At 47.6% G+C, this 16,849-nt stretch carries 20 protein-coding genes; 13 read left to right on the forward strand and 7 right to left on the reverse strand.

The annotated features are described in order from the left end of the window. From FM042_RS09270 to FM042_RS09280, 3 genes are all read right to left on the reverse strand, one after another. Positions 1-978, reverse strand: coding sequence for an AAA family ATPase (locus tag FM042_RS09270; RefSeq protein ID WP_143236152.1), 978 nt, complete (start codon positions 976-978; stop codon positions 1-3). Positions 979-1,522: 544 nt separating this feature from the next. Beyond that, positions 1,523-2,182 (reverse strand): inovirus Gp2 family protein, encoded by a 660-nt coding sequence (locus FM042_RS09275; protein ID WP_143236153.1) that lies wholly within the window; start codon positions 2,180-2,182, stop codon positions 1,523-1,525. Between the two features lie 344 nt (positions 2,183-2,526). Continuing rightward, complete coding sequence (locus tag FM042_RS09280) at positions 2,527-3,564, reverse strand: hypothetical protein (protein WP_143236154.1); 1,038 nt, start codon at positions 3,562-3,564, stop codon at positions 2,527-2,529. 189 nt (positions 3,565-3,753) lie between these two features. Between FM042_RS09280 and FM042_RS09285 the strand changes: the two genes are divergently transcribed. Continuing rightward, on the forward strand, positions 3,754-4,680 hold the full coding sequence (locus tag FM042_RS09285) for a hypothetical protein (RefSeq protein WP_143236155.1): 927 nt from the start codon (positions 3,754-3,756) through the stop codon (positions 4,678-4,680). After that, a complete protein-coding gene (locus tag FM042_RS09290; protein ID WP_221931523.1) occupies positions 4,670-5,299 on the forward strand; it encodes an AbiU2 domain-containing protein in 630 nt (209 codons plus the stop codon). The genes FM042_RS09285 and FM042_RS09290 overlap by 11 nt, the downstream gene beginning before the upstream one ends. A gap of 230 nt (positions 5,300-5,529) precedes the next feature. Here FM042_RS09290 and FM042_RS09295 read toward each other — a convergent pair whose 3' ends face one another. Beyond that, on the reverse strand, positions 5,530-6,357 hold the full coding sequence (locus tag FM042_RS09295; RefSeq protein WP_143236156.1) for a MipA/OmpV family protein: 828 nt from the start codon (positions 6,355-6,357) through the stop codon (positions 5,530-5,532). A gap of 413 nt (positions 6,358-6,770) precedes the next feature. On the opposite strand from FM042_RS09295, the gene yjjJ reads away from it, so the two are divergent. Continuing rightward, positions 6,771-8,144, forward strand: a complete 1,374-nt coding sequence (yjjJ, locus tag FM042_RS09300; protein ID WP_143236157.1) for a type II toxin-antitoxin system HipA family toxin YjjJ — start codon at positions 6,771-6,773, stop codon at positions 8,142-8,144. A 22-nt stretch (positions 8,145-8,166) separates the two neighbouring features. Here the strand turns inward: yjjJ and FM042_RS09305 are convergent, their stop codons facing one another. Then, complete coding sequence (locus FM042_RS09305; RefSeq protein WP_143236158.1) at positions 8,167-8,904, reverse strand: endonuclease/exonuclease/phosphatase family protein; 738 nt, start codon at positions 8,902-8,904, stop codon at positions 8,167-8,169. 205 nt (positions 8,905-9,109) lie between these two features. Between FM042_RS09305 and FM042_RS09310 the strand changes: the two genes are divergently transcribed. Together FM042_RS09310 and FM042_RS09315 are read left to right on the forward strand one after the other, a co-directional pair. Continuing rightward, positions 9,110-9,298, forward strand: a complete 189-nt coding sequence (locus FM042_RS09310; RefSeq protein ID WP_221931524.1) for a YgaP family membrane protein — start codon at positions 9,110-9,112, stop codon at positions 9,296-9,298. Beyond that, complete coding sequence (locus FM042_RS09315; protein WP_143236159.1) at positions 9,298-9,492, forward strand: CPXCG motif-containing cysteine-rich protein; 195 nt, start codon at positions 9,298-9,300, stop codon at positions 9,490-9,492. Before FM042_RS09310 ends, FM042_RS09315 begins: the two co-directional genes overlap by 1 nt. A 20-nt stretch (positions 9,493-9,512) precedes the next feature. Here FM042_RS09315 and FM042_RS09320 read toward each other — a convergent pair whose 3' ends face one another. Further along, positions 9,513-10,727 (reverse strand): serine hydrolase domain-containing protein, encoded by a 1,215-nt coding sequence (locus FM042_RS09320; protein WP_143236160.1) that lies wholly within the window; start codon positions 10,725-10,727, stop codon positions 9,513-9,515. Positions 10,728-10,879: 152 nt separating this feature from the next. Between FM042_RS09320 and FM042_RS09325 the strand changes: the two genes are divergently transcribed. From FM042_RS09325 to FM042_RS09350, 6 genes are all read left to right on the forward strand, one after another. Next, positions 10,880-11,443 carry a hypothetical protein gene (locus tag FM042_RS09325; RefSeq protein WP_143236161.1) on the forward strand — a complete coding sequence of 188 codons (564 nt, stop codon included), beginning with the start codon at positions 10,880-10,882 and terminating at the stop codon, positions 11,441-11,443. 79 nt (positions 11,444-11,522) lie between these two features. Continuing rightward, positions 11,523-12,095: a hypothetical protein gene (locus FM042_RS09330; RefSeq protein ID WP_143236162.1), complete on the forward strand. Its 573-nt coding sequence runs from the start codon at positions 11,523-11,525 to the stop codon at positions 12,093-12,095. A 185-nt stretch (positions 12,096-12,280) separates the two neighbouring features. After that, positions 12,281-12,670 carry a nuclear transport factor 2 family protein gene (locus FM042_RS09335; protein ID WP_143236163.1) on the forward strand — a complete coding sequence of 130 codons (390 nt, stop codon included), beginning with the start codon at positions 12,281-12,283 and terminating at the stop codon, positions 12,668-12,670. A 203-nt stretch (positions 12,671-12,873) separates the two neighbouring features. Next, a complete protein-coding gene (locus FM042_RS09340) occupies positions 12,874-13,488 on the forward strand; it encodes a helix-turn-helix domain-containing protein (protein WP_232366416.1) in 615 nt (204 codons plus the stop codon). A gap of 16 nt (positions 13,489-13,504) precedes the next feature. Beyond that, a complete protein-coding gene (locus tag FM042_RS09345) occupies positions 13,505-14,083 on the forward strand; it encodes an SOS response-associated peptidase (protein ID WP_143236164.1) in 579 nt (192 codons plus the stop codon). A gap of 56 nt (positions 14,084-14,139) precedes the next feature. Continuing rightward, positions 14,140-14,475, forward strand: a complete 336-nt coding sequence (locus FM042_RS09350) for an ankyrin repeat domain-containing protein (protein WP_143236165.1) — start codon at positions 14,140-14,142, stop codon at positions 14,473-14,475. Positions 14,476-14,478: 3 nt separating this feature from the next. On the opposite strand, the gene FM042_RS09355 is transcribed toward FM042_RS09350, so the two are convergent. Beyond that, the gene (locus FM042_RS09355; RefSeq protein ID WP_143236166.1) at positions 14,479-15,441 is read right to left on the reverse strand and encodes a nuclease-related domain-containing protein; all 963 of its coding nucleotides are present in this window, start codon (positions 15,439-15,441) and stop codon (positions 14,479-14,481) included. A gap of 155 nt (positions 15,442-15,596) precedes the next feature. Here FM042_RS09355 and FM042_RS09360 point away from each other — a divergent pair, with 155 nt between their 5' ends. Then, positions 15,597-15,893 (forward strand): hypothetical protein, encoded by a 297-nt coding sequence (locus FM042_RS09360; RefSeq protein ID WP_143236167.1) that lies wholly within the window; start codon positions 15,597-15,599, stop codon positions 15,891-15,893. Between the two features lie 214 nt (positions 15,894-16,107). After that, positions 16,108-16,845: an SIMPL domain-containing protein gene (locus FM042_RS09365; RefSeq protein ID WP_143236168.1), complete on the forward strand. Its 738-nt coding sequence runs from the start codon at positions 16,108-16,110 to the stop codon at positions 16,843-16,845. Positions 16,846-16,849 lie beyond the last annotated feature (4 nt).

Genomic DNA, 16,849 nt, shown 5'->3' on the forward strand with positions numbered 1-16,849 from the left:
CTATCTACCCTGTCGTTCCGAGCGCGACACTTTTAAACGCTCTTTGATTGATCTATCAAGCCACGTTGCTTTGAATTTTGACGCACCACTGATCAGCATCTCTTTGACGACGTCATCAGCGATAACTTTGATATCAGCAGCGCTTAGACCTTCTGCTTTTTTTGCGTAAGATTGCCAGACCATACGAGCTGGCGCGTATGGATTTAATCTTCTGACGAGTAATTTTTCAATATTGGAAACGGACGGTAGCTCGTAATTGATAACGTCGTCAAAGCGTCTGAATAACGCTTTATCCAAAAGTTCACTGTAATTGGTTGCGCAGATGATGAGACTTGTTGAGGTATCTTGCTCGATCATCGTAAGTAGGCTATTCAACACACGACGGGCTTCTCCGACGTCGTTTCCAGTGGAGCGATCTGCGCCAAGGGCATCGAACTCGTCGAAAAAATAAACTCCTCTGACACTCTCGATGGAATCAAATATTTGCCGCAGTTTAAGCGAAGTCTCTCCCATGAACTTGGTAATCACTGCGTCGAGGCGAACTTCAAATAAGGGGTATCCTAACTCACCAGCAAGGGCAGCTGCCGTGAATGTCTTTCCTGTTCCTGGTGGACCTACAAGCAACAGCTTCCGTCTCGCATTCAAGCCGTGACTTCGAAGGTGATTGATATGCGACACTTCTTTTATAACACGGTCAAGTTGCGCTCGGGCATCCTCGGCGAGGATCAAATCATTCAGCTTAGTAGAGGGGCTTGATATGTTTAACAGACCGGAAGAATCGCGTTGCCCCTTTGAGATTGCTACGACTTGCTGCTGTTCTTTTGCTTTGTTCACAAGCTCACGCAGTTCGCCAGCTAATTTTAAATGCCCAATCTTGGCTTCATGAGCAGCGACCTGCAGCGCAACGGAACGAAAACGCTCAGTGTCTCCAGATATGTGTGCATGAAAAAGTGCTTTCAATTGGGCCGAACTAGCCATTATTCATTTCCCTGGCGGTTAATCGATATACGGATTTTTATAGCACGATAAGTATACATGAGAAAGCGTCACCGAACATGTTTCGCCTCCGCTCTACATTCGTATGAAAATCCTACGTGAAACTAGGTGACGACGAATCGGCCGACTCAGAGCTTCTGTAGGGGCGCCGTGTAGAGATTATATCTAAGTTGGAGGCCAAGAACTCCTGTGAAACTGCCACACAAAAATCTACGGAGTCTAGGGCTTTCGGTAGCCGATTGGCCAGTACGGCATTTAGAGTAAATGCTTGCTGATGAACGCTCGTACCTTCATTACTCACGAGTTGAGATAGCCTGATCACCGTATTGATTAACTCGTTCGAAAGACTAGCTTTAAGACCATACCTCTTGGCGATTGATCGTATTTGTGGTTCGGTAAGTGGACGAATTTGCATATGAGTCTCCAAAAACACCTTGAGTTTGAAAGTCGGGGTATTGAAATCACATCAATACCCCGAGAGTGCGAGTGCAGTAGTTTCGATAGTGACAATGTTCGTCGACTCGAGTTAAATCTGGCTCACACCAAAGGAGCGATACCGATTGCCGTAAAACTTAGTATCAGCTTTTGCAAAGTAGCTGGCGCGATAGAACACATCCTGAAAGGTCGCTGCAAAGTCGCTGCTTCGCTCTTTCAAATGGTATATCGGATTTTCAGGGAAGTGCACAGCGCCCATAGCTTCTTGCTCATCGATGTTCAACGCATAGGTCCAAGCTTTGCGAATCATTCCAGCGAGTCCTTTCCCGTCACTTTGGTAGTTACCCAGTTGGAAATATGTATCTCGGTTAACAAAAAGCATCATGTGGTAGTGAGCTACTGATTCTTCGGTAGACTCCTTGCACCAGATATACCGAAGGCTTGTGGGGTGAACTCTCAAATTACGAGCCTTTCTCTCACGAATATCTGCAGCAATCAAATACCTGAGTTTTTCGGTAAATCTTGCAATCACACTGCTGTCTGGTCTGCATTGATAGAAAAGGGGATATCTCAAGTCGACCCGTATAGCCAGCGTACGTGGATGTTCGTTTAGTGAGCGATGTATGACATCCATTGAGGCCTCAAGGTACTCCATAATCATAGGTCCTCTATGTTGGTAGTACTGAAAGCCTCTAAAAGTATCTTCGCTATAAATATGCAGGTTACGGTTGGTAGGTAGATGTTTTGACATGCTTAGTTCCTATTGTGGGTATTAGTTGCATAGGAAGTTGCATGTCTGTAATTAATTATGTGTTCTTAGATTGGATTGGGCTATTGCCATCCAATTGTGCCACTAGGCTTATACTGAGCTTTCAACTTGTTACCTGTATTGGTTACTTAGGAATAAAGCCTTAATACTCTAATATTATTTAAACCGACATCGGTGCCTAAAGAATGCACAGGCACAGAGGGTATTTTCAGGTCCTTAGCCTGCATAAGGCGGATGTGAGAATTTGGAAGTTAAATCACGTTGGTATGCCCGAAGTATGGCAACTTACGTTAAGGCTAAGTTGCTCAGAACTAACTCTTAGCTTGTTAAGGTTCAAGTCTCACGATGAGTGACTGCCTTTTATCATCATGCCGCACGCTAGCAAATTTAACGCTTGTTCCCCATTTGCTGGAAGCAATTCCTGAAAAGACCGATTTGGCGATTGAATATACTAGGCGATCCGTAAGTAGGTCGTTTTTGAGACTCTGATGAGGAGGCGCCCCCTCCGGTGGAGCGTATTTCCAGTGCTCGAACTGTGAGGATAGTAGCTCATTTACTGAATCTAACAGTGCTTCGATTTCGTCTGTTATTTGATTCGATTGCCAAGGTAAGGATAAGTCACGCATTCCCTTTGCAGCGAACAGATCTTTGGTTTCCTCGTTACTAATTCTTAAGAATGATTGACCACGTTCATTTGCCGACGTAACTGCCTCGGTGATATTCAAATCATCCATTATCAAAATGTAACTAGTTTGCTTTTGCGCATGTTCGTATGCGTTTCTAATCTTCTTAACATCAAGTTTTAAGGTTGAAATTTTTCTCCCTTTGCCTTTTTCTGCGCCACCAACAGAAAGAACCTCTAGAAGCCCCAAGTGTTGCAACTTTCTCAGTTGAGATTTAAGACGCGCGGTCGAGAAACCAAATAACTTCTTCAACTTATTTTGAGATAGGGAATTGGTAATGCCATTTTGATCTGCAGCTGAAAGAATTGAGCAGAGCAACAGTGTATTTACAGGAGACAATTTAGCGAGTCGATTCTCTATGCTTAGATCTTGAAACATGCTCGATACAAGATCGTCGATAACGGCGTCATGGCAGGATGCTCCCTCAACAGGTATTGCCTCGGAAATTGCCGCGAATTTTTCCTCATTGAAGCATAGTGCCTGAACCAAATCCCCTTTTCCGTCCAAAACACTTTCTGTGCTGATTAGCCCAGATTCCGTTAACTCCCTAAATGGAGCTTCGATAGTTTTCCTATTGCATCCGGCGATTTTCGCTATCTCTGTCGTACTCGAGGTAACAATCGTGTTGTGTTTATTAATCTTCAAACGCAGAAAGCTAGCTAAGCATAGGCTTTTTATCATTAGCAAAGACTCCTTTCCACCTAACATGTGCACCATTTAATACCCTATTTTAAGATGAAATAGTGGAATTATTAAATCACGTATTTAGTCATGTAATCAATAACATTATTACTCATGGTTTTTATTCATAAAAGCAGCTATCCTCATTAGGGTTTGATCGTTACTGGGGTTGTTACTTGGGTGAGGACAATGAGTAGTTACACTTTCTTAGAGGCAAAGCGGCGTTTATCTGAGCGCCTGAAGTGGCTTGATAAACTTGATAATGAGAAGTGGGCACGTGTCCGCGTTTTTGCGGAGCGTAGGTTTCAGAAAACTTTCAACTATCCATTACCGACAATAGTAAAGTCTCCTGGTACGAAGATTAGCGAGACTCTTGCCATACACTTACTAGATTCTGCTTATGTGGCTGCAGGGCAAAAGCGCGAGGCGAGCTTTGTAGCGGTTTATGATGAAGCTCGTCTGTTGGTGTTATTAGACTTTGCAGGAAGGGTTCGAAATCGCTACACAAGCGATGAACGAAGGAGAGAGCTGGCAGTTCGGCGAAAGACTATCGAACTCACAAAAGAGGGGGCGGCCGCTTTAGAGTTCCTAGTCAAAAAGCTTAATTGCTCCAATAGCGTCGTTATCGAGTCCATGCTTTTGGATACCGTTGATGATTTTACAAAGCACAATGAACAAATGAAGAAGAGCAAGCAGGCAATAAAAGAATCCAAAGAGAGAGCCACGCAACTACAGAATAGGGTTGAGGAGTTAGAAGCAGAGTTAAAGCTCAAGAAAATGACACTTGCCGACAGAGAAAGAGAAGTTCAAGCGCTCAAGCACAACCGAAAGTTAGATGTTGATGAGAGCTATCTTTCAGAAAAGGAACAAGAAGCTATACAAGAACATCGTGTTTTCGCTGAAAGTGTTATCAGCGCTGACGTGGAAGTTGGTTCAAGCAATAGTCCCCAGCAACGAGACGATGGCGTGAGAGGTGTTGGACCAATCACAAAAAACGAAGGACCAATTGAGTGTAGTGATGATTTAGAGCTGATTGGGCCGCGAGGAGCCAAGCTGGAGCAGAACGTGACTGACAGAAAGAAAGTTAATCGCAGGAAAAAGGGTTTTGGTCGTTGAGTTGAACATTCGCGAATTTGATGTAATTAGGAATGATTATGTTTCCTCGATGGGAAAGGAACTTGGTCTTCATTTTTTCGCATTACATCGAAAGCTCGGTGAATTACACATCGTTTGGCAGCAATATCGCCAGCTTTTTGGATCGGATGATGACACTATTGAGCTTCTGAATCGCACAGCGGGACTATTCTTCAAGATCGTTCAAGACGAACTTTGGGATAGTGTCCTATTGAGTATTTCTAGAATGACTGATCCCGCGAAAAGTCAAAGCAATAAGAACCTGACGATCTTCTCTTTGCCGCCATTGATAGATGATCAAGCTTTAAAAATTGAAATAGAAGGCCTTTGCGAAGCTGCTTTTGTGTCAGCGAAGTTTGCAAGAGAACACCGGAATAAGCGTGTTGCGCATCAAGATGCTGGTCATCTGATGAATGAACCTGTGCGACCATTGAGTGGCATTAGCAGAGCGCATATTGAGGAAATGTTAAGCGCGCTCAGAAATGTACTTAATAGGCTGGAGCTTCACTTTCGAGGAAGTGAGGTTTTTTATCAGAACTTTGTAGATGTGAGCGGTGCGCGAGTGCTAGTAGCGAAGTTACGTCGTATGGAAAGCCAATAATCCTATCTCATGCCAAGTGGCGGGTAAAGTGGTGGGTAAATTTTAATTTATGGATATGCACTTATCTCAAGCGCTTAATTAATCTGACTTTTATTTTTTGGTTCGATATTAAGATTCAAAACATAGAGTAACCAAACCTATTTAATGCAACAAAGGCCACATTTGTGGCCTTTGTCTATTTGTGCAAGCGCTGCTTGAAAACGCCCTGCTATTGAGCTCAGGCAATCACTTTAAAACACGTAAATAAACCCAATCCCTATTTCGGCCTCATAGTCGCTACGGGCGATGGGGCTTTTGCGAACGTCGCTACTGAAATGTTCGTAGAGTGCTTCGCCGAAAATCTGCCAGTTTTTGTTGATGATATGGCGATAGTTGTAGTTGATACCAACGGAGCGGATGCCGCCGCTCATGCGTGTTTCGGCAAGCCCGGATGCTGCCGCCTGTTGTGCGTTGATGCCGAAATCTTTGTTAGCAAATTCGCTATCATGATACACCGCAACAACATTCACTTCAGAGCCTGAGCCATCCAATTTGTCGCCAAAGCGGCGGCCAACGCCAAACAGGCCAAGATTACCGTTTTCACTGGCTACAACGCGGCCGACCAACCAATAACGCCAATCGGCATCGAATGCACGACGCGCTTGGAACACGAATTCCAGGCCTTCTTCTCCGTCACCGAGCCCATCTAAGTGGCCTTTCTTGGAATCACTCTCTGCCCGGCCCTCATCGAAGCCTACCAGTGCTTCGAGTAGCCAAGTGTCGGCACGTAGCCCGCGCCAACCGAGCGCTTCACCTGCCCAAAAGAAAATATTATCACCCCGACGCCATTGCAGGGCGCCAGCAGGGTCGAGCTCGAAACCGAATTCGTCGGATCCTTCATAGGCGGTTTCGTATTCGATACCAAGGCCGAGTCCGAGGGCCCAACCGTCTTTCCCTCGGGTAAAGTCGTCTACCGAGGGTAAGGGCACCAAAGCGGTTGTTTCATCTTGCGCAAATACTGCGTGAGAGAAAAAGCTATGTATCAACAGAATCAACAGTAGACCTGTAAACTTTTTCATAAAAATCGTTCCTGTATGAGTTTAGACAACGTGCACCATGAGAGTATGGTTATCGCCTAAGTATACGTGCAGTTTGAGAGATGCGATCTTAGGGTGTGTTATTTATTTTTATGTTCGATTCGTATTGTCTTTGCGATGTCTCGGAGGCAGTGTGCGGTCGAGCATCTGACTGCAGGACTCCTATCGCTTTATAACTCGCGTCTACAAAGCCCAGCCCCCTAGCTATTTGCGGAGATTTACTGTCTCTGCTATAACATCTAAACAGGTGTATCAAAATCATGCGTAAAACCGTGTGCTTATCTTTATTTAGTTTATTTATATTATTGATTTAAATGGATTAAAATATTATAAAAACAATGCAAAAATTAATGCATTTGGCACTGAAAAACCAACTCTAGTATAGCTAGGAACTCATGACGACGCTTTCTAATAACATTGCATTAACACTTCGATCAGGCCCTCGATCTGCTGCTGAGATTGCCGAGCGCTTGGGTGTCAACGGGTCCACGATCACACGTCAGCTCAAAATGTTGAGTAAGCAGGTTGTGAAAGCAGGGAGTGGACGAGGTACGCGCTGGTATCTATTACGACCCTTAGAGCTACTAAAGAGAGCGCGACAGCTACCGATTTATCGTGTGAATGAGCAAAGGAGAGCGGAGCACATAGCCAATTTATATTCGGTTTTTCCAGCGGAAACTTATCTTGTGGAATACTTTCGTAAAACAGCCCCGGAGATGGTAGCTAGCGAGTGGACTTACTATGAGTCCCTGCCGTGGTGGCTTACAGACATGCGACCACAGGGTTTCTTGGGTCGTTTATTTGCCAAACAGGTGCGCGCCCGTGGCGAGCCGATCGATGCAGACCCCCGCAGTTGGCGCGAGGATCATGTGCTGGCAATGTTGGTGCGATACCCTCAAGACCATATCGGCAATTTGTTACTTGGCGAAGAGGCTTATCAAGACTGGCTTCGCCGTCCGGAGCCAACAATAATATCGGATGCTGAGGCTGCGCAGCGAGCTCATGCTATTGCCAATGGTGAGCACTTTGAATCTTCCGCCCAGGGGGAACAACCGAAGTTTACTGCTCGGCTTGAAGATGGTGATTGTATTGTAAAATTTTCGGGTTCGGTTACCCAAACGCAAGAAGACGGCGTGGCGAATCGTTGGGCGGATTTGCTACATGCAGAGTGTTTAGCATCCAAGGTATTGAACCACGTACTGCCAGGCATTGCCGCCCCAAATAGAAGCTTTTGCCATAGCGGTAGAACGCTATTAGCCTCGCAGCGATTCGATCGAAGTGCTGACGGGGGCCGTATCGGTGTGGTTTCCTTCGCAAGTTTAGATGCGCAGTTCGTTGGCAAAGCGAATGAGTCTTGGCCAGTTCTTGTTGATGCACTACATCGAGAAAAAGTCGTTACAGAAAAAGCTGTTACCTGGTGCAAAGTGGCATGGGCATTTGGACAATTGATAGCGAATTCAGATATGCATTTGGGTAATGTGTCTGTGATTCATAGCGGAATCCGGCCTTATGAGTTGGCGCCTATTTACGACATGCTGCCAATGCATTTTGCTCCCACAGCGGCGGGCGATTTGCCTTCAACGCCATATAGGATTCGAATCAGCTCATCAGTGTCACGCGTGTGTTGGGAAACGGCTTATCCGGCGGCGATTCAATTTTGGGAAAGCGTATTATCTCACGCGGAGATCAGCGGCCACTTTAAAGCACTGGCCGAGCAGCAGTTACAAAATGTGAAATACTGCAAACAGATTTTAGAGCGAATGGCTTAATGGCGCTGCCCATTCTGAGACCTCACAACACAAACCGCGCATAAATAGGGTTATGATCAGACACTGAAGTGGTGTCGATGGCGGTGGCTTCTTTCAGCCCAAGATCCCGGTAGAAAATAAAGTCTAATGGGTGCTCTCGGTATGTTTTTATATGGTGCGCATCCAACATGTTGGCGGTGCGCAGGCCTACGCTGCGGCAGAAACGGAATAGGTGCAAACGCCGCTGCCGATTCCACACATTAAAATCTCCGGCAACGATCAGTGGCCCTTTGTGGTGTAACAGTTCTGCTTTCAGTAACTCAATTTCGCGCTGAAAGTGGCGTGCTCGCACAAAGTTAATCGCATGCACATTCACGATCAGAAGTGATTCATTATCAGGTAGCGGGTGATACGACAGCATATAGCTTTTATGGGTGGCGAGCATGCCTTCGCGATGACGGGTCAGGCGCGGCTGTGCATCGGTAAATGCGTATTGGCTGGCGGTTAACACGCCATAAGTCGATCGTTTGGTTTGTATATTCGGTGCAATCGCGTAAGACCAGTGGGGTAAGTGCCAATCGCGGTGCGAGGCCAGTTTTGCTTCTTGAAGCAACAAGAACAAACTCGGAAATTGATCTAACACGCGCGCGAGGGCGAGTTGAAACTTTAATGTTTGTGTCAGTTTTTGTGTATTCCAGCACAACACCCCAAACTCTGCACCTGGCGTGATGGATTGCTGATGTATAAAGCGTTCTGGAACAATGATTTTTGGCTTAAGCACATCTCCGCCTGCAAATCAGTAGTGAATGACATCTGAAGCAATGTTGCTTCATTGGTTAATTATTATACCGCAATTCCATACTAGACTCGTCTAGTTTTTTGGTGTTGGGTTCATGTTCTCTGTGATGGGTCATAACGAGAGCCTCGCGCACCCCCTCAACCTAACCTATACTCTTCGCAACACCTCAACTTTAAAGGAATCTACCATGAACATGACCTATAACGTGGGCACTATCGACCGTGCAATTCGCATTGTGATTGGTTTATTGATTGCAGTGTGGAGCATTAACGCAGGCAATTTTTGGTGGGTTCTTGGCGTGGCCCTAATTGCGACAGGTATCTTCCGTGTGTGTGGATTATATCGCCTGTTCGGAATTAATACCTGTAAAACCTAATGTCGCTCGGTTACGAAACAGAATTTTCTTGCCCCTATTGTATGGCGCCGAACTCATTAGAGATCGACGCCATCAATGATGTGGGGCAAGCGCAAATTGTTGATTGCCAAATCTGCTGTCAGCCTATTGAACTCACGGTACATGAAACCATGGACGGGGAGTTTGAAGTAATCGCGCGCACCGACGACGAATAAAGCGTTATCTGATCGACGGACTACTTATCAGACACCGCCGCGGCAATAGCGCGCATCACTGTAAATGTCTCAGCGCTCAGCCGACCCCAGGCGGGATCGCCTGCATTTTGGGCAATCACTACGCCGCGCACTTCATCCACCCAGATGTATTGGCCGTAGACTCCTGCGAAAAAATACTCGCCGTTGTGGCCTTGGGGTATCCAAAAATGTAAGCCGTATCCGCGCGGACCGTAACCCAGGGTGGCGCTAGCCTCATGGGCTGGCGATACTGGGCGTGTGGCTTCTAATACCCATCCTTCCGGTAGCAAGCGCTCCCCATTCCAGACCCCATCTTGCAGGTAGAATTGGCCCATGCGGGCGTAATCTTCGCTGGTGGCCTGCAAACAGCAATAACCTACGGCCACGCCGCGATCCCCAGCGATATGTTGCAACCAAGTACCGTCGGCGGTCATACCCAATGGAGTCCAGATCCGTTCTTCAACCACGTTGGCGAGCGAGCCCCCATACACATTGCGCACTACCGCAGAGAGCACCTGCGTGTTGGTACTCACGTAATGAAAATGTTCGCCCGGTACTTGCTCGTTGGCACCAAAGGCGCGAGCTAATCGGTCTGGGCTGCGTCCCATAATGAAGGAGTTAAAAAAGAACGGGCGTACATCAGATGGGCGATGAGGCGAGTACTCCTCTTTAAAGTCCACCCCCGCCGACATCATCAGTAGGTGTCGCAGCGACACGGAACCATAATAGCTACCGGCGTATTCAGGCGCATACAATTCAGCGGGGTCATCAAGGTTGTCTATCAAGCCGTTTTTTAAGGCCATGGCAATCAAGCTGGCCACATAACTTTTGCCTACCGACCAAGAGGTGAAGCGCGTCGCTTGATCGGCACCATGGAAAAACCGCTGATGCACAACTTGGCCTTCATGGAGCACGGTCAAGCCCATTACGCGGGCTTCTTCCAGATAGTCATCCAGGGTGCGGATTTCTCCGTTCCATTCGTAAGTTATGTCGAGAGGTTGCACGTTGCGCGGAAGTGGTTGTGGGTTTTGGGCGGTAATGCGCGCACTAGGAAGCAGCTCGTCCATGCGTTGAAAGGTAATCACATATTCTGCGGGATTATCTAAGGCGCGTACACTGGCCGGAGAAAAAGGCGACCAAGGCCGATAATACCACCCTGAGAAAATTAAACCGATAACGATGAAAATAGAAATAAGGCCAATCAGAATACGCTTCATGCAAATTCCTAGTGAACGTCGATTCTGTTCAGATAATAACCAGAGCGCTTCTGTCAAACAAGGTCAAAAAGGGTCAACGAATGTCATGTAGCACCATTTTAAATGGCGAAAGCCAAGATGCCTTGCTAGGTTTAAGTAACAGGAGGTGGGTTATGACCACAGGAAAGTCAATTTTTTGGGCAGCGGCATGGATACTCAGCGGTTGCCTTGTGGGCTTATCGTCGGCCCATGCGGATGATAACCGACAATATGCGCTGCAGTGCTTGAGTCATTTTCAAAGCTATGAAAATCAAAACTGGCGCATTATGGATCAGCAGCGCGAGTTAACCTTTGAGCGTGAGGAACTCGCGGCACGCAGGCAACAAATCGAGAGCAATAGTCAGCGCCTGCTTCGCGAAAGCCGCGAAGTTACTAATTGCAACACGCTAGAGTCGGCATGTATGGCTAGAATTCATGCCCACGATGAAATTAGAAGAGAGCATAACGAGCGCAATCGACAACTTCGCGCCGATGAAGCGGATTTGGCGAAGCGAATAGATGAGCTTGAAGTGCGGCGGGAAAATCTTTCTTGGTTCAGAGAGCGCGCCGTGGACTCGTGTAACCAGTCGGAGCTCGAAGATGTTTCTTATCATACCTGGCAAGACGCGTGTGACGATCGCGAAATTTCCCATGAGCTCTTTCAGAGTGTGGTCGGTCGACGGCTGCTTTGTAGATAGAGCCACCCATGAGTTTACAGTGCTTGCGCCCGAGGGAAGCAAGGTGCGTTCGGCGTAATCCAGAATAAGGAAAAATATCATGGCAACGGCAAAATCGTTTGGTCACGCGGTGCTTTTGGGGTTCCACGGGTGCTTGTTATATTTCATGTCCGTATCTCCCGTGCACGCTAATGCAGAACAAATGGCGCGCCAGTGCCTTAATGATTTCGAAATGTTCCAAATTTATTATGACCGCCGCGATGATCAACACCGCGAGTTGAGGACAGAAGAACGGCAGATTTTAACGCGTCATGAGCGGATGCAGCGGGATGGAGAGCGTTTGTTAGCGGAGATTGAAGCCTTAATTCCTTGTGTTAATCGCGACCGTGCTTGCCGGGCACAGTATGACGAGAAAATCGAGATGGCTGAGCGTCACCAGTCCCGTGAACAGGCATTGCGAAATGAAGCAATTAACTTGAGAAGTCGGATTCAGGAGTTCAATAACGCGGGTGGTGCCCTGCAGGAACGTCGCGAGAAGGCTATTGATGCGTGCCAACGTCCTGTGATGTTTTATGTTTTATCGGCGGACGTATGGCGAAAGGTGTGCCGGGATTACCATATCCGCCCAGATTTTTTTGAAGCCCGAATTGGCCTGCCTTTTCCGTGTGAATAGCTTTCGCAAGACCCCGGAAAAGAGTTTTACGGGGCCTCTCGCCAATGCCGCGCCCGATGAAAGAGCAGCGGTTATGCGCTTTCTAGACCCAGCTCAATCAATACAACGGGTTTGCCGATTCTGTTGTTCCTGCACTATCTAAACTAAGCTTATGTCATGGTAAATCAGAGCAAGGAGCAATCGAATTGAGCAACAATAAAGATATGATCAAAGATTTATATGCAAAATTTGCAGCGGGTGATGTGCCCGGCGCAATGGCTAATTTTCATGAAGAAATAGAGTGGACCGAAGCAGAAGGTTCACCTGAAGCCGGTACTTATATCGGTCCGCAATCGGTGATTGAAAATATATTCGCGAAAATCGGTGAAGAATGGGCGAGTTACCGGGTGGAACCACACACCTTTGTCGCCGAAGGGGATATGGTCATTGCGCTCGGTGAGTACAGTGGCACTCGCAAAGACACGGAAAAGAGCTTTACGGCGCCTTTCGCCCATGCCTGGACCCTGAAAAATGGCAAAGTCACCAAATTCTTCCAGTATACCGATACGGTGCTGATTCAAGCGGTGTTGAATTAACTAAAGAAGGACGCACCTAATGCAACGTGTTGGCAGCGAAATTGCCAACTGTGATCCAACCCTGAGCCAACCCAACGCACCGCGTTGGCAGCGCCCTGTCAGCCCCGTGTCACCCCCCTGTCAGACAAATGACGTTACCGTGTCGTGGTGTGTATTTGTGATTGCATCCAAGCTCATGCTTCCAATCACAAGGAGAGACTATTATGCTTTACGACATGAGTATCAATGCAGAACAAGTGCGCGCCCTTCGCGAGAGCCGGGGATGGTCGCAGGAACATTTGGCCGAAGTTGCGGGACTGAGCTTGCGCACCATTCAACGGGTGGAAGCAGACGGTCGCGGCTCGCGGGAAACCAAGCTGAGTTTAGCGGCCGCTTTTGATGTGCCGCTCGGTCGGCTGTCGGTTGTCGGGGTCGGAGACGCGGGGCAAGATTCGGCAGTAGGAAAAAGTAGTTTTAGTTTAATGACCATAGGAACGTTTTTTGTTCTGTTGGGTTTAATTGCCGGTGTTTTTGTTCCCTTATTAGTGGCCGGTTCTGCGGTATTAGTGAGCGGGCTGTCGGTGTATGCCATTGATTATCTCAACGGTATGCGGCGTGCCGCCGGAATGCCGCCTCTGCTGCCGGATGCCGCGTCTATCTCTGGGTTATCGCTGTTTATCTCCGGGGTAATGGTGGTGCTACTCGGTTTATCCATCAATGGCGAGTTATGGTGGATGCCTGGAGGCGTTTTGGCAGGCATTGGCTTAGCCGCCTTGCTATGGCCACCGCTGCGCCGCCGCATTATCGGCGGTGAACCCACCCCACCTTCGGCGGAGTAACGCTCAAGGATTTTCTATGTGTGGCCGACTCGATGTAAAAGATCATCCCCTGAGCACCTTTGTTTCAGAGCAGTTGGGGTTAGATTTTCACGTCGCGTCGAATCGGGACCTACGCCCAACGCAAGAGGTACAGGTGATCGGGAGCGAGCACGATCACCTGTATCAATTTTCTGCGCAATGGGGCATCCAGCCCAAATGGGCGAAACGCATTCTGATTAACGCCCAAGCAGAAAGCGTCGCCACCAAACCTACCTTCAAACAGGCCTTTGCGCAGCACCGCTGCTTAGTACCTTGCAGTGGCTGGTATGAATGGAAAACTCACGAGGGGTCAACCCGAAAAACTAAGTACCGTTTTGCCGAGGCCAACGAACAGCCGTTGTTTATGGCGGGAATTTACTATCCGTACTCGGATCATCCTACTCAGCTTGTCACGCTCACCACAGAACCAACCGCCCAATGTGCGGAATTTCATCACCGTATGCCATTGCTGATCCGCCCAAGTGAAATAACATTTTGGCTACACAGCGACGTTAATGCGCTGGCGCCGTTGTTAACCGCACCAGAGGATATTGAATTGGTGGTTGAGACGGCTTGACATGACTATACTGGAATCAATAAATCTCATTAGTTACACGGAATAAGGACCATGCCATGTCTGCAGGTGACTGGAAAGATCTATATAGCGCCGCATGTAGTGGTGATTTAGACCGAGTGAAATATCATATTGGCGCAGGTGTGGATCCGAACTACCAACATCCTGAGATTATGTGTACGCCCCTGGTGGCTGCCATTATGGCGGGGCATATCGACATCGCCAATTACTTACTCGAGCACGGTGCCGACCCGCATTTACGCTCGGCGATGGTCAATCTCACGCCGCTTGAGGCTGCCGAACAACAAGGCAATACCGAGCTGCTTTCTCAGCTCGCTGGCGTTGGGGCGAAGCGGCAACGGTCACCATTCTGGAAACGTATTTTTTTACGCTAACATTTATTTCACTGCGATGCGGGTCACGCTGTAGCAACTGTCGCAGTGGAGCGTAAATACATTCCCTCTTTTCTTAACCTCGGTTTCCTTGTTATTACACGTTGAACAAGGTTTCTTGAGCGGGGTGTTACCTCCACAATTCCCACACTTTCCATAATACCCATATCGTCCGGAGTGCGCCGATAAAGGGGTTGTATCGCTACAATGTTTACAGGAAACGACGGTGGTGTTGGCATCATGATTGACGGTGCTTGGAGGCGGGGTAACTGAAGAATAAGACTTAGGAACATTAAACGGGTTGAGATTAGTAGCTTCGGCAGTTCCGGATTGGTGTCGGAGAATAAAATTACTAATATGCATTAGCTCTTTGGCATTAAAACCCGGGCGAGAATCAAATACTTTTCCAACCACTTGATAGAACTTTTTGAAGTCCATGGTTTTGTCGAGTACATCGGTGACAAACTCAGACTTTACAAGTCTACTTGCGACTTCTTGCGGTGCTCGCGAACGGTCGATTATTGAATCGCTTGAGATAGCACAAAAAACATCGTAGCAACGAGCTCCCAAGCCTTGCTGTATACCGAGGAATGTACCAATAACGTCGTAGGTATTGGCGATCAGAAATTGCCTAAGCAACGCGAGTTGCAGCTCGGCCTGTTTGATAGGCGAGGGCATTCCCGACCACTTGTTGTTGTAACTACGAATCCATTCGCCTTCTTCATTTACAATCACTTGGCCGCGGATACTTTTTGATTCCACGATAATAAAGCCATAGGTGTATATAATGAGATGATCTATTTGCGCGCGCTCGCCGTCGTGCTCAATAGAAATATCGTTGAGCACCATTACCTTTTCGCTGTTGCGGTAGGCTCTGCGCAGATAAAAAGCGACATCCTGCTCTTGTTTTATCCCTGCAGCGAGTCGAACGCAGGAGGCGTTCGAAGGGGCCTTTTCCTTAAGTATCATGCTGTGCTGTCTCAGGTTTGGGACGCCATACTAGGCGACCTCTTTGTTTGTATTTTGAACTTTACTCAGGCTACGAGGTGTTTGCAATCCAAATCTATGCTGCAATAATCGCTTCAACAAAGCTTCTCGATTCAACTGATCCCTCACGGAGCCCCATGCGGAAAACCGACAAAAAGCGCGATAACCAGATCATTCAAGCACTGACAGAGGTGTGTGAAGCTTCGAAATTCGATGTTGATGGTTTTGTTTGGTTAACCCATGCGGTGAATTACCAACGCTTCCCAGAGTCACTAACGATTACTTTAGCGTTTGCAGAATCGACCCCCGAAAAGTTGTTGTTAGAGGGATTGGAAACCTTGGTGCCGCGCATCCAACTGGCATTAGAGCCGATTGTGGGGCAACAGCTACCGGCGCGACAAATCGAAGCGTGCTATGAGCACAAACTCCACTAAATGTAATTAGAATCCTAGCCAACGCACCGCACATGTAGCGAGACCCTGTCAAATCGTATCCAACGCATCGCGTTGGTAGGGAGCCCGAATATGTCAGCAGATCTCGAACTAGTGCACTGCGTTGGCTACCACAATTTACATCCCATACATTGCCCCCAAGCGATAAAGAGACTAGATTTCAAGGAGGATTCCCCCTACCAATGAAGGTCTCGTCATGTTGCGTTTACTTACTGCTTTACTTATTTGTTGTTTCCCTGTTGCTGTTCAGGCGTCGTCGCTCCCCAGTTTCCCGTTTGTGACCGTAAGTGGGGAAAGCGAGCGTGGGGTTATGCCTGATGAGGCTGTCATCACTTTTCAAATTGTGACCTTTCATGAAAAATCTGAAAATGCCAGTGCGCAACTGAATCGCACCACACGCCAGGCGTTAGAAGTTTTCGCGGATCACAATATCCCTGACCGTGCTATTACATCCTATGAAATTTCAAAAAACGAAGTGCGGGAGCGGGATAGCTCCTATAACCAATTGGGGATTATTGGCTATCAATTCCGGCGTAATTTCCAAGTAGAGATTGCGGATTTGGATAAGTATTCCGCCATTGTGCTGGCGCTGCTCGATATCGATTACCTTACGTTTCAGCAGAGTTCTTTTGATTCATCCCAGCGGCAGGAAGTAGAACTGGAGTTGATCGCAGAAGCGGCCGCCGCGGCAAAACAAAAAGCTGAGCAGATGGCCCAGGGTTTAGGTGTCACAATCGATAGCGTGTTTGCGTTTAACGATACCGGATCGTTTGAAGAGTTTTTTGCGACTTTTGGGTTAAACCGCGCCGTGTATGCAGACATGCAGCAAATGCGGACGTCGGCACCACCACCAAGTGTCGATCAGGAGCTGTTTATTCCCGAGTCCATTCGAATCTACAAACGCGTGAATGTTATTTATAAAGTACAGCCGTAACCAA

This window comes from Aliidiomarina halalkaliphila, from assembly GCF_007096385.1.
In the GTDB taxonomy this organism is placed as follows: Bacteria; Pseudomonadota; Gammaproteobacteria; order Enterobacterales; family Alteromonadaceae; genus Aliidiomarina; species Aliidiomarina halalkaliphila.

Coding starts and splice junctions, on each gene's coding strand:
- FM042_RS09355 (WP_143236166.1), bottom strand. CDS start 15,441: ATGATACTTAAGGAAAAGGCCCCTTCGAACGCCTCCTGCGTTCGACTC.
- FM042_RS09345 (WP_143236164.1), top strand. CDS start 13,505: ATGTGTGGCCGACTCGATGTAAAAGATCATCCCCTGAGCACCTTTGTT.
- FM042_RS09295 (WP_143236156.1), bottom strand. CDS start 6,357: ATGAAAAAGTTTACAGGTCTACTGTTGATTCTGTTGATACATAGCTTT.
- FM042_RS09320 (WP_143236160.1), bottom strand. CDS start 10,727: ATGAAGCGTATTCTGATTGGCCTTATTTCTATTTTCATCGTTATCGGT.
- FM042_RS09275 (WP_143236153.1), bottom strand. CDS start 2,182: ATGTCAAAACATCTACCTACCAACCGTAACCTGCATATTTATAGCGAA.
- FM042_RS09310 (WP_221931524.1), top strand. CDS start 9,110: ATGAACATGACCTATAACGTGGGCACTATCGACCGTGCAATTCGCATT.
- FM042_RS09350 (WP_143236165.1), top strand. CDS start 14,140: ATGTCTGCAGGTGACTGGAAAGATCTATATAGCGCCGCATGTAGTGGT.
- FM042_RS09270 (WP_143236152.1), bottom strand. CDS start 978: ATGGCTAGTTCGGCCCAATTGAAAGCACTTTTTCATGCACACATATCT.
- FM042_RS09285 (WP_143236155.1), top strand. CDS start 3,754: ATGAGTAGTTACACTTTCTTAGAGGCAAAGCGGCGTTTATCTGAGCGC.
- FM042_RS09365 (WP_143236168.1), top strand. CDS start 16,108: ATGTTGCGTTTACTTACTGCTTTACTTATTTGTTGTTTCCCTGTTGCT.
- FM042_RS09330 (WP_143236162.1), top strand. CDS start 11,523: ATGGCAACGGCAAAATCGTTTGGTCACGCGGTGCTTTTGGGGTTCCAC.
- yjjJ (WP_143236157.1), top strand. CDS start 6,771: ATGACGACGCTTTCTAATAACATTGCATTAACACTTCGATCAGGCCCT.
- FM042_RS09360 (WP_143236167.1), top strand. CDS start 15,597: ATGCGGAAAACCGACAAAAAGCGCGATAACCAGATCATTCAAGCACTG.
- FM042_RS09315 (WP_143236159.1), top strand. CDS start 9,298: ATGTCGCTCGGTTACGAAACAGAATTTTCTTGCCCCTATTGTATGGCG.
- FM042_RS09325 (WP_143236161.1), top strand. CDS start 10,880: ATGACCACAGGAAAGTCAATTTTTTGGGCAGCGGCATGGATACTCAGC.
- FM042_RS09280 (WP_143236154.1), bottom strand. CDS start 3,564: ATGATAAAAAGCCTATGCTTAGCTAGCTTTCTGCGTTTGAAGATTAAT.
- FM042_RS09340 (WP_232366416.1), top strand. CDS start 12,874: ATGCTTTACGACATGAGTATCAATGCAGAACAAGTGCGCGCCCTTCGC.